Raw genomic sequence first — 19,440 nt, 5'->3', positions numbered from 1 at the left:
AAAAGTTCTTTGCTACTTAGCAGAGAACTTTTCAATATCCTTGAGCGTAATATGGCCTTCGTAGAAAGCCTTCCCAAAAATAGCTCCGTGTACACCCAACTTGTCTAGCTTTTCGATATCCTTCATACTTCGAATACCTCCACTAGCAAACAAAAACACACCTGGGTATTTCTCTAAAATCTGCTCGTAGAGAACGAAGGAAGGCCCTTTGAGTACGCCCTCTTTAGCTATATCAGTCGTTTTGACGTATTTCAATCCCCGCTGATAGAAGTAGTCTATATGATTGAAAATATCAAGCTCAGTATCTTTCTGCCAACCACCTATTCGGATTTTTCCATCTAGACAATCTGCCGCTAAGGCAATTTTGTCTCTGCCATAGGACATGATCCACGCCGCAAACAGGTCTCTAGAATAGGCTGCCATCGTCGCACAAGTCACACTCTCCGCTCCACACTCGAAAACCTTAGTGATATCACCATCCGTGTGAACCCCTCCTGTAAAATTGACTGCCAGTTCGGTATGACCGACGACTGCTTCGAGGATATGGTAGTTAATAATTTTTCCTTTTTTCGCTCCATCTAGGTCGACCATATGGAGACGCTTGACACCATGATCCTGAAACTGCTTCGCTAGATCTATAGGGTTCTGGTCATATACTGTGGGTTGAGAAAAATCGCCCTTGGTGAGACGAACCACCTTTCCATCTTTGATGGCTATGGAGGGGACAAGTTGCATAATGGTTGTTGTTTAATGTAAATCTCTTTTGGATCACAGAGATAACCAAAATATACGATATTTACTCAACTTTGACAAGCTTAAATCCCTGACCATGAACTGTCAGGATATGCACCTGCTCTTCCTCTTTGAGGTACTTGCGCAGCTTCGCAATATAGACATCCATACTACGTGCATTGAAATAGCTATCGTCCTTCCAGATCGCATTTAACGCTGCATTACGCTCCATCGTCTGGTTCATGTGATCACAGAGCATCTTTAGCAGTTCATTTTCCCTAGAGGTCAACTTGACATCTCCAGAAGGGCGTTCGAGTAGACTTCTATCATAGTGAAAAGTCAATCCTCCCAGCTCGAATCTATTGATCGTATTCGATTGATCCGACTTAGCTCCTGACCTTCGCAATATGGCTTGCACACGGAGTATCAGTTCCTCCATGCTAAACGGCTTGGTCAGATAGTCATCCGCACCGATTTTCAATCCTTCGATCGTGTCCTCTTTCATTGATTTCGCTGTGAGGAAAATCACTGGAATCGTCTTATCAATTTCTCTAATTTCCTTAGCCAACGTGAACCCATCCTTTTTGGGCATCATGACGTCTAGGATACAAAAATCATATTTCTCAGTTTTAAACTTCTCAAAGCCCTTTTCGCCATCTGTGCATAGGGTTGTCACAAAGCCCTTGAGTTGGAGGTACTCGCTAAGTATCTGTCCTAGATTAGGATCATCCTCTACTACCAATATTCTAGTCATTCTGTTTTGTTTTTAAGTTCATAAGGAAAAAACACCTCAAACTCACTCCCCTTTTTCAGCTCACTGTGCACGGATATCTGACCACCATGAGCCTCGACCATACTCTTGACATAGGACAAGCCTAACCCGAAACCTTTGACATCATGAAGGTTGCCCGTCGGTACGCGGTAAAACTTCTCAAAGACACGTTTAACACCTTCTCTAGAGATCCCTATCCCATGATCGATCACCCGAATCACAATCCCACTACGGGTATCCTTGGTCGTCACCTTAATGTCCGGCGCATCCTTAGAATACTTGTTGGCATTGTCCAACAGATTGAAGATGATGTTGGTCAAATGTACACGGTCAGCTGTCAAGTTCTGATGAACGGCTAGTAACTCTTTCTCTATGCGCCCTTCCTTGCCTGCCACCTGTAGTGCTACTTTGTCCAATGCATTTTCGATGATTTCGTGCACGTTGACTGGTTCTAACTTCAGCTTAAAATCATTTCGATCTATCACTGCCATCTGAAGCACTTTCTCCACCTGCGCTCCTAATCGCTTATTTTCATCATCTATTATCCCGAGATATCTACCCATCAATGCGCCTGTACTCTGAATCTCTTTGTCACGGAGTGCTTCGCAAGCCAGTGCCACAGTAGAGATTGGGGTTTTGAGTTCGTGCGTCATATTATTAATGAAATCACTTTTTATCTCAGAAAGTTGCTTCTGCAAATAAATAGTTCTCACGGCATAGCCAAAACAGAACAAAACAATCAAAATAAAAAAGAGTGAAGAGAGCAGCGTAAACCAGACTTGGCTCAGTATGTACCGCTCCTGTTTAGGAAAACTCACATACAGATAACCGACCTCTCCTATCACATCATTCGGGTATAAAGTAGCCTTCAGGTCAGACACCATCACCTCTGGTGCAGCATCCCTCGGAAAAACTGCTCCCTCTACTGGATCGAACACAGCATAGTCAAACTCCAGTTCGATCCCATTGTCGGCCAAGCCACTGGTGATCAACGAGTCTAAGTTGCTATTACTGATTCTATCGGACAATTTTTTCTTGCCCGTGAAAAGCTCTCGGAGAGCAAGCTGCACATATTCGGTTTTCTTGGCCACCTGCCGCAAGCGCTTTTCATACTGCAGCTTGACGGTAGCCGTAGAGTCGTTATCATTTCCCAGGTATACTACTTTGTTGTGATCGGGAGATATGTCTGCGGAGATAGACACTGCCGTGTTTTTCAATCCATCGGGTTCATCATTGGAGTTAAAATAAAAACTCATCCACTCTGGCCGACTACTAGAGTCCTGCACTAGGTCCTGTATCTCTACGATTTTCTTCTCGAAAGTACTTTCTATCAGCTCTACCCGATTGCTATCCACATTGGCTAAACTCTTATAGATAAAGTCTGTGTGAAAATTATCAACGGTCACTTCGAGTGCTTCCCGCTTTTCGAGTTTGGAAGCGACACTTTGCAGCGCATTTTGCACGCTATTTTTGAAGGCCTGCTCATTGGAGGATATCACATTGTCTATCCAAGAGATCTGAAACACGACCAACCCAATGAGAGAAACTCCCATCGCGAATACTAACCAACTAATTTTAATTCTAGTCATCGAGATCAAAATTACCGTAACTTCTAGCAGCCCAAACGGTTTTTAACCAGTTTTAACACCCCTACAATATCTCCAGCAGCTCCCGCAGGTTTCTGATCTCGTAGGTGACTTCCTCGCTATGTAGGTTTCCGTCGGGATTAAAAAATACTTGATCCATCCCATAGTCTCTGGCTCCTTTGATATCGGCATCCAGATTGTCCCCGATCATGATGGACTCAGCAGCATTGGCACCTGTCCATTTCATCGCGTAATTAAATATGCCTGCGAAAGGTTTCTTAAACCCTGCCTTTTCAGAAGTAATCACACGATCAAAATACTTGGCAATCTTCGAGCACTCCATCTTGTGTGACTGTACTTCCTCGAACCCATTGGTGATGATGTGCATCGGGTACTTCGCATGCAGCGCCTCTAGCACCTCTATCGTACCATCCATGAGGCGTGTTTGTCTTGGGCAATTGTGCAAAAATTGCTTATTGAACTCTTTGAGGTACTCATCGGAGACCAAATTCATAATAGCCCCAGCTGCCTCAAAGATCAAACGGAAACGCTGATTTCGAAGATAAAACTTATCGATCTGACCTACATTGTACTGTGCCCAAAGGCCTGCATTGGTCTCGAAGAAGTCCCGAATAAACGAATCCTCCGAAACGATCCCTACCCCTGCCAAATCATGCAACACATACAAATCCCGAAGCACGGCCTCTGCATTGGCATCAAAATCCCAGAGCGTATGATCCAGATCAAAAAAAACATACTTATACGTCTTACTCAAAGCGGTTTGTGAATTTTGTTGACAGCCAGTTCTCTATTGGACTTGAGCACCTGATAGACCTCATCGTCTTTTTGCAACTGGGCGTCTTTGTTTAGAAACTTAAATATCTGCGCGACCATCCCCATGACCTCCTCTTTGATCTCATAGAACACCCACTGATCTACCTTGCGATACGATAATAGACCTGCATTTTTTAGGTAAGTGATGTGTCGGGAGGTTTTGGTCTGGGTGAAGTCTAAAATATGCTCAATATCCGAGATGCATAACTCTTCGTGATTGAAAAGCAACGACATGATTCTGATTCTGGCCTCATCCGAGAAGGATTTAAAAATCTGGGAGCCATACTGAAGATTAAAATTTTTGAGCTTCATACAAGCCGACTTTTGGTTTCACACATCCTGCTGCGGCCAGTCATTTCACTAATTATTTAGTAATTTTACCGCGTAGGAAAACTTTCTCACGCAAATTAGCATTAAATAAAACAAAACCCTTGAAGCTTTTCATAGCCACGATATTGACCACACTCATTTTGATCTCAGCATCAGAAACCTGCCATGCCCAGACGGACAATAAAGTCGTTCAGTTTTCGGGAATAGTCGTGGATCAAGATGCCACGATCGGCATCCCTGGTGTTCATATCTATGCCCCCAAAAGCGGCCGTGGTACTACTACAAATCCCTATGGCTACTTCTCCATGGCGGTATTAGAAGGGGACAGCCTCATCGTCAGTGCGGTGAGTTTTGAGAAACAAAAAATCAGAGTCCCCCGACTATCCAGTGACCGAGATAGCTATACGGTCGTCATCACGCTAAAACAAGACACGACCTACCTCGACGAACTCGAAGTGTACCCATTTCCCAGCGAAGAGATGTTCAAAGAAGCCATCCTAGCACTCGAACTACCTAACCAGTACGATATAAACAACATGCGCCGCAACACCAACCGCAGCAACATCAGGAACTACTCCAACGGACTATCGATGGGTGCAGAAGGCAATCACCAGTACTACATGGCACAGCAGGCATCTGCCTACAACCACAAGTTCCAGCCCAACTCCATCTCTCTACTCAATCCCTTCGCGTGGAGCACCTTTATCAAGTCGCTCAAAAAACGAGAGAAAGAGTAGTCTTTTTAGCCACACCATGAACCACTTGCTCAACAAACAGACGCAGTTCGTCGACCTAGGACTGATAGACTACCAAGAGGCCTGGGACTACCAAGAAAAACTGTTCAAAAAAACGGTTGATCTCAAAATCCAAAACAGAAAACTACCTACGACAGATCAAAACCCAACGCCTAATTATCTGATCTTCTGCCAGCACCCACATGTCTATACACTCGGCAAATCAGGGCGTGAAGAAAACTTGCTTCTAGATCAAGAAGGACTGGGACAGAAACATGCCACCTTCTACAAAATCAACCGAGGAGGAGACATCACCTATCATGGCCCTGGACAGATCGTAGGCTACCCGATTTTGGACCTGGACAACTTCTTCACCGATATACACCAATACCTCCGACTACTCGAAGAAGCCGTCATCATGACCTGTACGGACTATGGTGTCACAGCGGGAAGAATAGAAGGACTAACTGGGGTATGGATAGATGGAGATGATGAAACCAAGGCAAGGAAAATCTGTGCACTAGGCGTGAAAGCCAGCCGATGGATCACGATGCACGGCTTTGCCTTCAATGTCAATACTGACCTCAACTACTTCGGCAATATTGTCCCCTGTGGAATCGATGACAAGGCCGTCACCTCTCTAGCCCAAGAACTCGGCAGACAACTCGACATCAAAGAAGTCGAGCTAAAAATAAAAGCACATTTGGCTGATTTGTTTGAGTTTGAGTGGGTGTAAGTAGGTTGCGCTTACAGCTAGTGCCAGAAACTATGCTGGCCTGCAAAGGCTATATGCCGTAAAATGATATAAAGGTGTACTGAATACGATACCTAAAGACAACTTTGCATAGTAAACAGGTTACTTGAAGTAACCTGTTTACTTCACTAACCTCTCATCTCGAACATAGCCACGCCTTGATTTAAATTTAAAACCTGTGGCAAACTTTGGCATCCTCACCAAAATATCCTGACAGATGAAACCCATTCATAGCATATGTTAGCACCTTTTATGCCGCATAGATATCGCCCAGCTACCCTCTGTGGTACTTGACGTGTATTTTGTTTCGGATACAAAATAGGAAAATCTTCAATTTTCATCACTACCTTTTTTGACCCATGTGAGGAAAAGCGAAGATTTTCCAGTGCTGGTAGAAACCTGCACACTCGACTCTAGCAGTAGTCACCATGGAGTGGTAGGTAAAGTTATGTGCGTTTTATTTGTTCATTCCAAAATAAGAGCGTTTAGACATCTAGATATTGCTTTTCTAATATCGTCTGCCTCTGTTTCTCCACGTCCTTCAGCTGTACAGGATGAGATTAGTTCAGATGATTCTGATGAAATAAATTGAATGGTTACCTCGATGGCATAACTGCCCATTCCTGTATTTCTTCTACCGCTTTCTCCATAATTAACAATCAATGTTTCACTTGCTTTTTCTTTTCTTAGTTCTGTTAACAAAACGAACCCTTCTTTCGCTAAAATTCCTGATATTATATCTCTTGGGTTGACGCTTTTACTTGTTGAGTAGTAATTGCCATCTACGCTTACACCCGTACTTGATGTCAGGCTGTTTGTTTGTGAAATGTAGGCATATTTATAATCCCTGGCATCTCCGTTCTTAGTAGAAGTTGCAGGCTTTAAAGCACATGCACTTAGCCATATACATGAAATTATAATTTGTGTATTCTTAATAATTTTCATTGTAAAGTCATCTTTCTTTTTGCATATAACGACCAGATATAACATACGTCCACAACGCAAGAGCAAGAGAATCGTATGTATTTACTCAACAAGATATGGACATACACTATATCTATTGTTAAGTGTATTTTTCAATACTCAATAATATTTCGTTTATTTACGGCAAACAAGGTAATTACTAATTCAATGTATAACTGTTTCGATATATCCAAGAGCTTTATAAAGCTTGCCTCCAAGGAAGGACTTGGTATAGATACTATGAAGTTATTAAAGCTAACATACATTGCTCATGGTTATTATCTTGGTTTTTTCAACAAACCTCTAATTCAGAACAGGGTTCAGGCGTGGAAATATGGCCCTGTAATACCAGAGCTTTATGGCGTAATAAAAAGATTTGGCGCTAGTTCTGTAGATATAGAATTAATGGATTTGTATAGTGAGAAAAATCTTAATGAGAAGGATGAAGAGTTCATTAGCCTATTGTGGAATGCGTATAAAAGCTTTTCAGGCACGAAACTTAGTGCATTAACACATACCGAAGGTTCTCCTTGGTCACAAGTGTTCAATGGTCAACACAATGTTGATATACCAAACGATATAATTGCAGATTACTATAGTAATCTTATTAATAAAAAGATGGATGAGCAACAACCCGCTTGATAATGCAAAGGATTACTTTAGCTCAGCCTCATCGACTCAGGATATAAAAATTGACGAAAAAAGTCAGCAAGAGCAATTAGAGTTGTTTAGTGGAAAGCTAGAAACTTTATCTGATTGGATTACCCATGAAACTTTCAGGTTAAACAAAAAGGATAAAGAATCTGAGCGAGATTTGAGACGAAAAAACGCAAACAGATCATTTTGGTTTTCGTTGGGGTGGGCAGCTTTTATTGGAGCTTTTATAGTGGTTAAAGGGTTTTATGAAACGTTTCATTTTTCAGAAACAGAATATCTCGCAACAATTGGAACGTTAAGCATTACTATTTTGACATACTATCTCGTTGTTGTTAAATCGCTTTTCCCAAATAACAAACCAAACAATAAGTAGTTACACATAACACGTGACACCATGTCACATATCCGCAATGTATCTTTGCTAAATCTAGTCGATTTTTTATGGTTGCCAAACCTTTGACTACTACATGGGTGTAAATTTCTGTAGCTCGTAACGAGTTGTGCCCCAGCAAGGTCTGAATGTAGCGCAAGTCTTTGCCGGACTCTAGCAAATGCCTGAAAAAGAAAGGAGGAAAGTATGGGGCTTGCGAATTCTGGCTATTGAGGCTGCTCTTGCTACGATTTTGAATATCCCTTCAAGGGCTTTTTTGAAGGGATTAGTACATCATTCGTTTTGCTCCATGCTATGGAAAGAGAACCCTTGAAGGGTTTTTCTGCACTTTTTATCAAAGGTCATTTTATTTTACCCTGTTCTAGCTCATGAGCCTTCTTTAAGCATCGAACTCCGGTTAGTAGATTTTTTATGGTTGCCAAACCTTTGACTGCTACATGGGTGTAAATTTCTGTGGCTCGTAACGAGTTATATCCCAGCAAGGTCGTAGAGTCAGTCCCTTCCCGTCTTAAAACAAGGGCTTTTCAATAATTTAGGGGGCAACATGCTGAACTAAGCTTACTATAATCTCCATGTAAGCTTATGTGACTCTTCAGGTAAGCTTACATGAGCCTCTAGGTAAGCTTACCTGAGCCTCCAAGTAAGCTTACTTGACACCTGATGTAAGCTTACATCGGAGAGCAAGCAAAGTCCGGCGGATAGCACGGTGATTTTGTTCATCTCTCCAGCTCATTTATCAAAACCATCCTCCCATCCATCAAATCGGTTCATTCATCCTTTATCTAAGATTGACTTCCCTCCATTGTATATCATTGACCTTTAATCCATACAAGATCAAGGAGACATCAACTTCGTTTGTTTTCGATAAAGCAAAACAGGGACGTGTGGGTTCAGAGAAAAATTAAAAAGCATCTACGTTATTTCAGTTCAGCTATATGGCACAAACTTTACAAAGAATTTTTACATCAATCACTCGAAGTAAGTCAAAGGGTATGCTCATAATGACCCTAGGCCTGCTCTGCCTTACCTTCTTAGGTTTCTCCTCCTATGCACAACAGTCCATTCTCTCAGGCAGGGTGATAGACGCATCCAATGATCTCCCCTTGTCCAACGTCAACATAAAGATCGAGGGCACTAGCATTGGTGCGGTGACGGACGAAAAGGGAGAATTTAGACTACCCGCTGACAAGGGGTTGCCCTTCCTCATCACGGCGAGTTATATCGGGTATCAAGAGAAGTACATTTCGATCAACTCCTTCGATCCCTTGACCATCAGCATGCAAGAATCCGCGATTCAACTGGAGGAGATATTGGTATCTAGTGGATACGATACACGAAGGAAGAGTGAGTTTTCTGGATCTGTGTCGAGGGTCTCTATGGATCAAATGCAAAATAGGCCGACCACTAGTTTTGATCAACTGTTGGGCGGGCAGGCGACAGGTGTTGACATTGTACAATCCTCCAGTGTGCTCAACAACGCGCCCGTCATGAGAGTGAGAGGCATCAACACGATCACCTCTGGTTTGTATCCATTGGTGGTGATCGATGGGGTCACTGTTTTTGTAGGATCCATTGGTGGGTTGATTGGTAACAATCCGCTTTCGGATATCAACCCCAATGATATCGAATCGATAGACGTATTGAAAGATGCCGCTGCGGCTGCTATCTATGGCTCTAGAGCTGCCAATGGCGTCATGGTCATCACCACCAAAAAAGGCCGTGGCAAGACAAAGGTCAATTATGACACTTGGTTTAGCGTCAGCACACCCTACAACCTGCCCGAGCTCCTCAGTGCCGAAGACTATGTGATGATCAAGAATGAAGCCATGGTAAATGCGGGCAAAGAACCCGGGTTTGCTCTGATGCAAAATCCCGATGGCAGCACAGTCGATACGAACTGGTATGATGTGGCCTACGAACCCGGGCTGTCACAAAGTCATCATGTAAGTATCTCTGGCGCACATGATTCTACACGGTATTACCTATCGATGGGCTATCTCAACCAAAACAGCTTTATAAAGACCAACAATTTTGAGCGCTTTTCGGCAAGAATCAACATAGATCATCAATTGAATAAAAGGATCAAGATTGGCACCAATGTCTCCATGAACAAGTCCAAAAATACCGCTCCAAATACAGGCGCTATTTCGAGTAACTCTATGTCCTCCTCTGCCTACAATACCGAGTACATCACCAACGAAGGGCTGGGTAGGATGACATACGTATTGCCGCCAAACGTACCCGTCTACAACGAAGACGGCTCGTACAGCATCCAAAATGGCAACAGCGTAGGCTATGGTGCCAATGACCCCAGCCTGGTCGGTTCGATCAATGCATACAATCTCGCCGCTACCATCTACGAAGACAAAAACACCTCTGACAACAACTCACTGATAGGCAATGTATTTGGTGAACTCGAAGTATTGAAAAATTTGACTTTTAGAACCAGCCTAGGAGCCAATTTCTTACAAGCAGAAAACAAATCATTCCTGAATCCCTTGAATGGTGGCGGTGCATCTGCCAATGGAGTGGCCACCAATTCGACAACCAAATTCTCTCGCATCGACTTTGTCAACTCCTTGATCTACCGTCTCAACATTCATGACAAACACGCCATCAACGCATTGGTAGGACATGAAAAAATCACAACGACCATCGACGGTTGGGGAGCACAACAAAGCAACCTGACCGACCCGAGCTATACGCTCTACCAAGGCGTATACAAAAACATTTCCCCCTCGGGAAATCAATATGGCGTCAATGGACTACTGTCCTATTTCGCCTCTGTCAACTATGACTACAAAAAAAAATACCTTGTGAGTGTCAATTTCCGAAGAGACGGATTATCTGCATTAGCAGAAGACAACAAATATGGGAACTTCGGCAGTGGTTCGCTGGGATGGAATGTGGATCAAGAAAGTTTTTATAAAACGTCCGCACTGGCAACCGTCCTCACCAAACTAAAAATAAGAGGTAGTTATGGAATCGTAGGCAACAGCGAAATTGGCGACTATGCGTCCATCGGTACCTACAGCTCATCTACCTATGGCGGCTCCTCCACACTGGGCTACTCGCAGACTGCTAACCCAGATTTGAAATGGGAAAAAAGCACCAAGATGGACATTGGGTTCAATGCCTCTTTGCTGAACAACAGGGTGAATATCGAATTTGATTACTATAAAAACCTCGTAGACGGACTCATACTACAAGCCCCTCAGGCATTGTCGGCGGGCTTGCCCAACAATTATATCAACGCCAATGTTGGTAGCATGTACAACAAAGGAATTGAATTGAACATCAGTGCGCTGATCATCAAGCAGTCTGATTTCGGATGGAATGCCAGTTTTAATCTATCTACCCTGGAGAACAAAGTGACCGAGCTGGTCAGCGATGTGTTCGTTCCGAGTGTATTTGGTGTGCAAAACATGACCCGTGTAGGCTACTCGGTGGGGTCATTGTTTGCTGTTCCCTGTGCTGGGGTCAACCCAGACAACGGACAAATGATGTTCGTCAACAGTGAGGGCAATACGGTACAATACAATCATATCGGCTCCCCAAAATGGACATATCTCGATGGATCAGAAGCGCCTGCGATCGACAACTATAAGGATGGCGTGATCCAAGGGCCTTCCCTACCTACGGTGTATGGAGGGATCAACAATTCCTTCACCTACAAAAACTTCGATTTGAACATCAACTTCACCTTTGTCGGGGGCAACAAGCTGTACAATGGCACCAGAGCCACCAATTCTGACCAAAGGTATTTCAACAATGGCACCTTCATCAAAGACAGGTGGACGACCCCTGGCCAAGTCACCGAAATCCAAAAGCTATATTATGGAGACAATGTATCAGCAGGGTTCTCCTTTAGCAGCAGTACCAAAGTAGAAAGTGGCGCCTATATGAAGTTGAAGAATCTTTCTTTGGGATACCATGTCCCTGTACACCATTCCTTTTTGAGCGGGACGATTGACAATGCTTATCTATACGTCCAGTCCTCTAACGTATTTACCATCACCAATTACAGAGGCTCAGATCCTGAAATATCCATCAATGGAAACTCCATCAACTCAGGCAAAGACCAGAATGTCCCACCCACAGCTAGAGTTTTCACAGTCGGTCTGAACGTACAATTTTGATACACTATGAGCTTAACAGATAAAATAATGAATAGTACATATAAGACAGGGTTCAATTGGAAAGTAATAGTTGTAAGCTTCATTCCCTTCTTGGGATTGTCTGCTTGCAACGATGATTTTTTGGACACTGTACCTCAAACAGCCATTGAAGAATCCGAAGCTTTCAGTACGGAAGGAAAAATACTCGCTCAAGTCAATAACCTGTACAGACAACTGCAAAACCCGACCCTGTATGGTGGCAGATACATCGTCTTCAATGAGCAGAGAGCAGATGAGTTTGGACAAAATGATGGCAATGCCGCAGCAGGATCGGCTGTCTGGAATCAAAGTGTCGCTTCTACCAATGACTTTGCCAACAACGTATGGTCGGCTGCCTATACCGCTATCAATTCCGCCAACATCCTCCTCAGTGCACTAGAAGATACGGACGTGATCACAGAAGAAACGAGTACCTTTTATAGGGCAGAGGCCAAATATGTAAGAGCGTTGAGTTACTTGTGTTTGGTACAGACCTACGCTCGGCCTTATACTTATGATCCAGATGGATTGGGCGTACCGCTTCGCTTGTCGCCCATTAGAACCTCCGGACACAACAACCTCGCGCGAAGCACCGTCGCAGAAGTCTATGATCAAATCCTCCAAGACTTAGACGAAGCAGAAACGGAATTGCCAGAATCCTATCCCACAGCCTTGCTCAATACCTCCAGGGCGCACAAAGCTACCGCCATTGCTTTGAAATCTAGGGTCTACCTGCTACAAGGGGACTACCCAAATGTCGTCTCGGAATCTTCAAAACTTGTCCCTAGCACCATGCCCTATCAGTATGTGACTAGCACGATTACGCATGAGTTAGAAACCGATATCGCCACAGTGTTTGGTGGTAGCTATACAGGTCCAGAAGCCATATTCTCGATACCCTTTATTAATTCTACCACAGAAACACCCCCGACCCAGAGTTCGTTGGCTTTCAACTATCTAGGTCAACCCATCATATTCATGGCAGCCGCGGGCATAGCCAGTGATCCAGCACTCAACAGTCCAGAAGACAGTCGTTCCTTGCTCGTCACGACCAATGCCAATAACCAAAAAGTGTTAACAAAGTTCTCCATTACCGTTGCCCCTTTTAGGGATTATGTACCTGTCATTCGCTACGCCGAGATTATGCTAAACTATGCCGAAGCAGCAGCCAACACGGGCGATCTGACCCTAGGCGCACAACTCCTGCAAGCGGTAAGAAACCGAGCCAACCCCAGCCATGTATTTGCCGATGCAGCGGTCAATACTACTGACGCCTTGCTCAACACGATATGGAACGAAAGGAGAATTGAGCTAGTCGGCGAAGGACACAGGTTGGGGGACTTACAGCGGAGGGGGCTTACGCTACCCGCAAAAGTAGGTGCGATCGGCACAGCTCCTGCTGTCAACCCAGGAGCCAGCAACTACATCTGGCCTATCCCTAGTGGAGAAAGCGCCACCAACAATCTGATCGTAGAGAACCCTTGAGTCTGATGAGCCTTACAAAACAAAAAAGCCCTTCGATGAAGGGCTTTTTCTATTTTCTTTAAAGACAACTGATGTTATCCGTTGATCGCTTCTACTTCTTTTACCTCTGGTACCATTCTCTTTAGTAGGTTTTCGATCCCTGCTTTCAATGTCAGCGTAGACGATGGGCATCCACTGCATGATCCCTGCAAGACCACTTTCACTACACCATCTTGGTACGAATGAAAGCTGATCGCCCCCCCATCCTGCTCTACCGCTGGACGAATATACTCATCGAGGATACCTTTGATGTTCTCATCGAGTGCTGATACGGGTGCTGCTGCCTGCTCCTCCGTCTGCGCTTGTTCATACGCCTTGGATAGGTCTACAGCTGACTGTCCTGAATCCAAATAACCTTTGATGTGGTCTCTTATCCCGTTTTGTACCTCTGCCCAGTCTGTCTCAGCATCCTTCGTGACAGTAACAAAATTGCTCATCACGAACACGCCCTTGACGAACGGGAAGGTAAATAGCTCCTGTGCTAGTGTAGAATTGGTCGCTGACTCCACTGTCGGATAGTCAAAATTCATTCCCTCTGGAATCAAAAAATAATTGACCACAAACTTGAGTGTGTTTGGGTTTGGGTTTGACTCTAGGTATATCGTTGCTGGTGCGTTTTTTACTCCGTCTTCCATGATTGTATCTTTTCTTCTTTTGCAAAACTAGTGGAATTGCTCCACATCACTTAGGACGTGAAGCACATAAATTGGTTGGGTTGATTAGGAATACTTTTCCAGCTCCCCTTCAGATTTTGCGATCAATGAACATACGGTCGCATCACCTGTCACATTGACGACTGTACGGCACATATCCAAAATACGATCTACTGGGAAAATAATCGCTACCCACGCAGGATTCAAACCCACCGACTGTAGTACGATGATCATCATCACCAACCCTGCACTCGGAGTAGCTGCCGCTCCTATCGAAGCAAGCGTAGCAGTGAGTACGATAGTCAACTGCTGTGCCACGGTCAAATCCACCATGTGCAGCTGCGCCAAGAACACTACTGCCACTGCCTGATACAGGCTCGTCCCGTCCATGTTGACCGTTGCGCCGATTGGCAATACAAAGCTGGTCACGTTACGCGGTACTCCCATGTTCTCCTCCACACACTCCATCGTTACAGGCAAGGTCGCTGCACTAGAACTGGTAGAAAAAGCCAAGAACTGCGCCGGGCTGATGTTTTTGAACAATTCTTTGTAACTGATCTTGTGGACGAAAATTTTAAGTAATACTGGATAAAACACAAATACCATGAATGCCAATCCTGCCAGCAATGTCAACGAATATGACCCTAATCCTAGGAAGATCTCCAATACCTCCGCAGGTGTATCTGCCATCTTAGCAATCACTCCAGCCAACAGCGCAAATACAAACACAGGGGCTGCTTGCATCACCATATCTACCATCTTGAGAAAAATAGCATTGAGCCCTTCGATGAAGTCGACAACTGGCTGAGACTTCTCTCGAGGGATGATCACGATCGTGATCCCAAAAAAGATTGCAAAGAAAATCACCTGTAGCATCAACTTATTGTTGGAGATGGACATCACAATATTCTCAGGTACCATATCTACAATGAACTGTAGCGGACTAGCATCCTTTTGTGCTTTGGCCAGAGCCATCTTTTTCTCTACTTCTTTCAGATCTTCTACAGCGATCTGATTGTTCATGCTTTCATCTATCAGATGTGAGTTCTCAGGCATATTGATATACCACTCACCATCTTTTGGACTCATAGCGTTGTCCTTGAGCCACATCTCATAAGCGATACGGTTTTTTAAACGCTGCTCATCGTCCATGAAGGCACCAGGCTTGACTATATTCACCAGTACCAACCCTATCCCTACCGCGACGATCGTCGTGACAAGATAAGCGCCTAAAGTCTTACCGCCTAACCTACCCAGCTTCGATACATCACTGAGTCCAGCGACTCCACTGATGATCGAGAATAGCACCAACGGCACTGCGATAAACTTCAACAATCGAATAAAAATCGTCCCGAACGGATCGATCCATGTAATCGTAAATTCGTTCCAACCGAGGGCACTAGAGATCAGTGCCCAAACAACACCAGCGACCAGCCCCAGTATTATTTTGACATGTAAGGGTAATTTTTTCATTTTCACTTTTGGGTTAAGTGCCTAAGTTAAAGATTAGTTGTTCTCTGGAGCAAATAGAAATCTAAAATCGTCAAGGCTGCCATCGCTTCTACGATAGGTACGGCTCTAGGCACAACACATGGATCGTGGCGCCCCTTGCCCGAAACTGTCACCGCTTCGCCATGGACATCAACTGAATCTTGATCACGCATGATCGTCGCTACAGGCTTGAAGGCGACATTGAAGTAAATATCCTCCCCATTCGAAATACCGCCTTGGATACCACCAGACAAGTTGGTTCGTGTGGTGACCTTTCCGTCTTTGCTATCGAACAAATCGTTGTGCTGAGAACCTCTCATCTTGGCTCCCTCGAAACCACTACCGTACTCAAAGCCCTTAACGGCATTGATGCCTAGCATTGCTGCACCCAATCGAGCGTGCAACTTGTCAAACACTGGTTCGCCTAGCCCTACTGGCGTGCCTTTGATCACACAGCTCACCACTCCTCCTATGGTGTCTCCATCCTTTCTCACGCTATCAATGAGGGAGATCATATCATCAGCCACCTCTAGATCTGGGCATCTCACGATATTAGACTCAGTGAGCGAATAATCTAACTCAGTATGAGACTTGCTGGTTTTGATATCCCCTGCCTGAGACACATAGCCATGGATTTGGATTCCCAATTGACGCAATGCCAGTTTGGCAACAGCTCCTGCTGCTACACGCGCGGCAGTCTCTCTCGCCGAGCTGCGTCCACCTCCACGATAGTCACGGATTCCATACTTCTCTTGGTAGGTAAAGTCTGCATGAGAAGGTCGGTAAGAATCCGCGATGTGCGAGTAATCTTTGCTTTTCTGATCCGTATTAAAAATCACCATCGCCAAAGGTGTACCCGTTGTTTTCCCTTCGAACACACCGCTCAATATCTCAAACGAATCTGGCTCTTTACGCTGTGTCGTGATCTTAGACTGCCCTGGCTTTCTTCTCGCCAGTTCGTCTTGGATAAAATCCATATCCAATGTGATACCTGCTGGACAACCATCAATGGTGACGCCTAAAGCTCTGCCGTGTGATTCTCCGAATGTTGTGATCTTAAAAACTGATCCAAATGAATTGCTCATCTACTATATTTTTTGTCTCACGATCGATTATCAGCCTCCGTGAAGAATATTTAAAGTGGGGTGTTGTTTTCGGTCCGAAAACGCTACTTTTTGAACATCAGCGCTACGACCAGACCTATCATCGCAAAAATAATAACATTGATGACAGTTCGTAGGTTTTTGCGACTATCTAGCGATACGAGCTTATTATTCTCTATATCCATCGCATCGTAGAATGACCCCATATCGTTGGAGAGGATGGATTCATTCTTCTTGCTCTCCCCTGTCACGACGAGGGTCACATCAGACTTTAAAGTATCATACTTCTCCGTTCGGGTATTAAAATAAATCCAACTGAAGTAATCTCCCATGTCAAAAGTTCCAGGCTCATTAGGGATGCCATAAAAACTAAAAGACTTACGTCCCCTTACTTTCCCATTGTTTCGGTTGATACTTTGCTTGGTATTGGGAGGGAAAAGGTCAAAATTCTCATCGCTCTTCAACTGCAACTCATTGATTCCTGAGATATTTCCTTCTCCCACGATAGAGAACTCATAGTTGAAGCTATTGCCCGTATGGACTGACCTGTCACTGATTTTCTCCTCCAGTTTGTAATTCCCCACTGACACGCTCTCCTTTAGCGGATGCTCAGGCATTTCTTTGATCGTGACTGTTTTTGGTTTGGAGTAGAACTTGACCAGTTCTTCCTTTTTGTTCTGCCCAAAGAAAGTCCTGTTCTTGGCTATCTGATACTTGATCAATTCTAGCCCTATTTTTGGAATCTCTATAGGGTCGTTATTGAGCGGGTAGTAAGTCGCCTGATAGATTTTGAACTGGTTGAACTGCTCGCCATTAATGGTCACAGATTCACCAGAAATACTTTCGATATTAAAATTCTCCTCCCAACAATTCGCTGGTTTTATCTTCTTGATAATTTCCTCTAGCTGCTCACCCAGCTGATGAAAACGCATCTCAGCTCTGTTGTTTTGGGACACATAAAAAGCCAAGGTCATCGTGAAACCCTCGCCAGGATAGACCGCAGACTTGTCCGTCGTGAGAGCCAAAAATGCATCCGCTTCTATATTAACAAACTCCTGTGGCTGGGCTTGATTTCGCTGCCCAAAGAAATCCTGAAAAGGGTCTCCAAAAGGATCTTGCCTACGAGATTGCTGCTGTATCGCTGGCCCTACCCGCACAGTCGTACCTTCCGATCTCACATCTTCTCCGTTGACCCGAATCGTAAAAGGAGCCACTTTGAAAGTCCCCTCTGCAGTGGGTAGATAGTTTTGGGTGATGCTCTGGGTCGAACTGCGAACTCCGTTGATGAAGTTAGTTGACGATGATGAGGATGTACCTCGCTTTTGGAATCCCGATATTTCAGGGAAACCGCTGTAACTCTTCAAGCGAGCGTTCTGTACTTCTAGAGTGATCGTAAAGAGCTGGTTGAGCGCGATATCGTTACGCCCCATCTCTATGTTCACCTTTTGCGCTTGTAGCCCAAATGACATTAACACTGATAAAATAATGAAGGAAAAACCTACTTTACTCATAGCCCGTATTTAAGTGACAAAATTGCAAATCTAATTGATAATTATTATATTCATCGCCCGATAAAAAACAGTTAGACGAACTGCCTTTTTAATCAGCACTAAACCGAAAGTTAAATGTTAGAGTATTCAAAAACGATTCTGTCGAAAGTAAGTTTTGACAGATCATTATTCGAAAAAGAGCTTTTAAAAGCAATAACATCAGTAGGCGAACAAATCGAAGCATTAAGAGCATGGTGCTACGAAAAGTTCGGAAACCAGTACCCCAAAATTCTTGATCGACATTTCAAATTATCCCACTAAATTGAGCCACTTAATTGTGGCTTTTTTATTTATCATGAAATCTTACTTTACTATCCTACTGGCTGCTATCACCCTGTTGGCCTGCCAAAGCAAAGCGCCGAGTACCGAGCGATTAGAAACCATCTCCTACACGAGTCAAACAGACCAAAGCGATCGCAACTACTACCTGTATGTACCCAAAGGATACGACGATACGCAAGCCGACTGGCCACTCATGATGTTCCTCCATGGTCACGGCGAGCGAGGCAATGGCCAGGAAGAACTAGCCTATACCATGGCGCATGGCCCAGTCTATGAGGCATGGGTACAGCGCAGAGACCTTCCATTTTTGATCATCATGCCGCAGCTACACATGTTCGGGTTCGATACATTGGGTGTTTCTTACCTACTGAATAGAAAAGTGGAAAATGCCCCCAAAAGACTCCAAGAAGGAACACCAGGCCGTGAGCCTTTCTTTCCGACCCAAATAGAAATGTCTGGATCAGTAGCCAATGACTCGCTCCCTTATGAAAACTATGGTCCTATGCGCGGTTGGGAAATGGTAGAAGAAGACTTGGTCGCAATGATTGAACACGTCCAAAACAACTATCGCGTAGATACCCAACGCATTTATCTCACAGGATTAAGCTACGGAGGATTTGGGACGTGGTACATGGGTAGCAAACACACCGATCTGTTCGCTGCGATCAGCCCTATCGTCGGCTGGGGACACCCTGATCTGATGCCCACACTCGCTGGTGCGCAGACTCCCATATGGTGCGTAGTAGGGGGACGAGATGAGGTAGTCAAGTCAGAATATTTCTACCCTGGCATGAATGCACTAGAAGCAGCAGGGCACAAGAACTTTCGCTTTTCTACGGAAGAAGACCTAGGTCACGACACTTGGAAACGTGTCTATGCAGGGGAGGACATTTACAACTGGATGCTGAAGCAGAAAAAACAATAATT

General features: G+C 44.4%; 18 protein-coding genes. 7 read left to right on the top strand and 11 right to left on the bottom strand.

Features of this window, described 5'->3' with window-relative positions; genetic code table 11:
- Positions 1–12 precede the first annotated feature (12 nt).
- The 5 genes from BGP76_RS15855 to BGP76_RS15835 all read right to left on the bottom strand — a co-directional run bounded on the left by BGP76_RS15855 (position 13) and on the right by BGP76_RS15835 (position 4,236).
- Positions 13–735 carry a HisA/HisF-related TIM barrel protein gene (locus BGP76_RS15855; RefSeq protein WP_252737294.1) on the bottom strand — a complete coding sequence of 241 codons (723 nt, stop codon included), beginning with the start codon at positions 733–735 and terminating at the stop codon, positions 13–15.
- 61 nt (positions 736–796) lie between these two features.
- A complete protein-coding gene (locus BGP76_RS15850; RefSeq protein WP_073121064.1) occupies positions 797–1,486 on the bottom strand; it encodes a response regulator transcription factor in 690 nt (229 codons plus the stop codon).
- Positions 1,483–3,093 carry a sensor histidine kinase KdpD gene (locus BGP76_RS15845; RefSeq protein ID WP_119845396.1) on the bottom strand — a complete coding sequence of 537 codons (1,611 nt, stop codon included), beginning with the start codon at positions 3,091–3,093 and terminating at the stop codon, positions 1,483–1,485. Before BGP76_RS15845 ends, BGP76_RS15850 begins: the two co-directional genes overlap by 4 nt.
- A 61-nt stretch (positions 3,094–3,154) precedes the next feature.
- A complete protein-coding gene (locus BGP76_RS15840) occupies positions 3,155–3,865 on the bottom strand; it encodes a YjjG family noncanonical pyrimidine nucleotidase (protein WP_119845395.1) in 711 nt (236 codons plus the stop codon).
- Positions 3,862–4,236, bottom strand: coding sequence for a metalloregulator ArsR/SmtB family transcription factor (locus BGP76_RS15835; RefSeq protein ID WP_119845394.1), 375 nt, complete (start codon positions 4,234–4,236; stop codon positions 3,862–3,864). The genes BGP76_RS15840 and BGP76_RS15835 overlap by 4 nt, the downstream gene beginning before the upstream one ends.
- Positions 4,237–4,355: 119 nt before the next feature.
- Between BGP76_RS15835 and BGP76_RS15830 the strand changes: the two genes are divergently transcribed.
- A complete protein-coding gene (locus BGP76_RS15830; protein WP_158584300.1) occupies positions 4,356–4,991 on the top strand; it encodes a carboxypeptidase-like regulatory domain-containing protein in 636 nt (211 codons plus the stop codon).
- 16 nt (positions 4,992–5,007) lie between these two features.
- Positions 5,008–5,724, top strand: coding sequence for a lipoyl(octanoyl) transferase LipB (lipB, locus tag BGP76_RS15825; protein ID WP_119845392.1), 717 nt, complete (start codon positions 5,008–5,010; stop codon positions 5,722–5,724).
- Positions 5,725–6,207: 483 nt separating this feature from the next.
- On the opposite strand, the gene BGP76_RS15820 is transcribed toward lipB, so the two are convergent.
- Entirely contained in the window at positions 6,208–6,687 is a 480-nt protein-coding gene (locus BGP76_RS15820; RefSeq protein WP_119845574.1) for a hypothetical protein, read from the bottom strand.
- 258 nt (positions 6,688–6,945) lie between these two features.
- Between BGP76_RS15820 and BGP76_RS15815 the strand changes: the two genes are divergently transcribed.
- Both BGP76_RS15815 and BGP76_RS15810 read left to right on the top strand, forming a co-directional pair.
- Positions 6,946–7,347: a Panacea domain-containing protein gene (locus tag BGP76_RS15815; protein ID WP_158584299.1), complete on the top strand. Its 402-nt coding sequence runs from the start codon at positions 6,946–6,948 to the stop codon at positions 7,345–7,347.
- The gene (locus BGP76_RS15810; RefSeq protein ID WP_119845390.1) at positions 7,328–7,735 is read left to right on the top strand and encodes a hypothetical protein; all 408 of its coding nucleotides are present in this window, start codon (positions 7,328–7,330) and stop codon (positions 7,733–7,735) included. The genes BGP76_RS15815 and BGP76_RS15810 overlap by 20 nt, the downstream gene beginning before the upstream one ends.
- Here the strand turns inward: BGP76_RS15810 and BGP76_RS15805 are convergent.
- Positions 7,695–7,913 (bottom strand): hypothetical protein, encoded by a 219-nt coding sequence (locus tag BGP76_RS15805; protein WP_370453802.1) that lies wholly within the window; start codon positions 7,911–7,913, stop codon positions 7,695–7,697. The genes BGP76_RS15810 and BGP76_RS15805 overlap by 41 nt on opposite strands.
- 832 nt (positions 7,914–8,745) lie before the next feature.
- Here BGP76_RS15805 and BGP76_RS15800 point away from each other — a divergent pair.
- Both BGP76_RS15800 and BGP76_RS15795 read left to right on the top strand, forming a co-directional pair.
- Positions 8,746–11,892: a SusC/RagA family TonB-linked outer membrane protein gene (locus tag BGP76_RS15800; RefSeq protein WP_158584298.1), complete on the top strand. Its 3,147-nt coding sequence runs from the start codon at positions 8,746–8,748 to the stop codon at positions 11,890–11,892.
- A 27-nt stretch (positions 11,893–11,919) separates the two neighbouring features.
- Positions 11,920–13,395 carry a RagB/SusD family nutrient uptake outer membrane protein gene (locus BGP76_RS15795; RefSeq protein WP_158584297.1) on the top strand — a complete coding sequence of 492 codons (1,476 nt, stop codon included), beginning with the start codon at positions 11,920–11,922 and terminating at the stop codon, positions 13,393–13,395.
- A gap of 74 nt (positions 13,396–13,469) precedes the next feature.
- Here the strand turns inward: BGP76_RS15795 and BGP76_RS15790 are convergent, their stop codons facing one another.
- The 4 genes from BGP76_RS15790 to BGP76_RS15775 form a co-directional block, all read right to left on the bottom strand.
- On the bottom strand, positions 13,470–14,069 hold the full coding sequence (locus tag BGP76_RS15790; protein WP_119845387.1) for a NifU family protein: 600 nt from the start codon (positions 14,067–14,069) through the stop codon (positions 13,470–13,472).
- An 84-nt stretch (positions 14,070–14,153) separates the two neighbouring features.
- On the bottom strand, positions 14,154–15,560 hold the full coding sequence (locus BGP76_RS15785) for a dicarboxylate/amino acid:cation symporter (protein WP_119845386.1): 1,407 nt from the start codon (positions 15,558–15,560) through the stop codon (positions 14,154–14,156).
- Between the two features lie 26 nt (positions 15,561–15,586).
- Positions 15,587–16,663, bottom strand: coding sequence for a chorismate synthase (aroC, locus tag BGP76_RS15780; RefSeq protein WP_119845385.1), 1,077 nt, complete (start codon positions 16,661–16,663; stop codon positions 15,587–15,589).
- A gap of 83 nt (positions 16,664–16,746) precedes the next feature.
- Positions 16,747–18,192: a BatD family protein gene (locus tag BGP76_RS15775; RefSeq protein WP_119845384.1), complete on the bottom strand. Its 1,446-nt coding sequence runs from the start codon at positions 18,190–18,192 to the stop codon at positions 16,747–16,749.
- Positions 18,193–18,526: 334 nt separating this feature from the next.
- Between BGP76_RS15775 and BGP76_RS15765 the strand changes: the two genes are divergently transcribed.
- Positions 18,527–19,438, top strand: a complete 912-nt coding sequence (locus tag BGP76_RS15765; protein WP_119845383.1) for a prolyl oligopeptidase family serine peptidase — start codon at positions 18,527–18,529, stop codon at positions 19,436–19,438.
- The last annotated feature ends 2 nt before the right edge of the window (positions 19,439–19,440 follow it).

This window comes from Reichenbachiella sp. MSK19-1 (assembly GCF_003590315.1).
Lineage (GTDB): Bacteria > Bacteroidota > Bacteroidia > Cytophagales > Cyclobacteriaceae > Reichenbachiella > Reichenbachiella agariperforans.
This window is presented reverse-complemented; position numbering and strand designations above follow the sequence as displayed.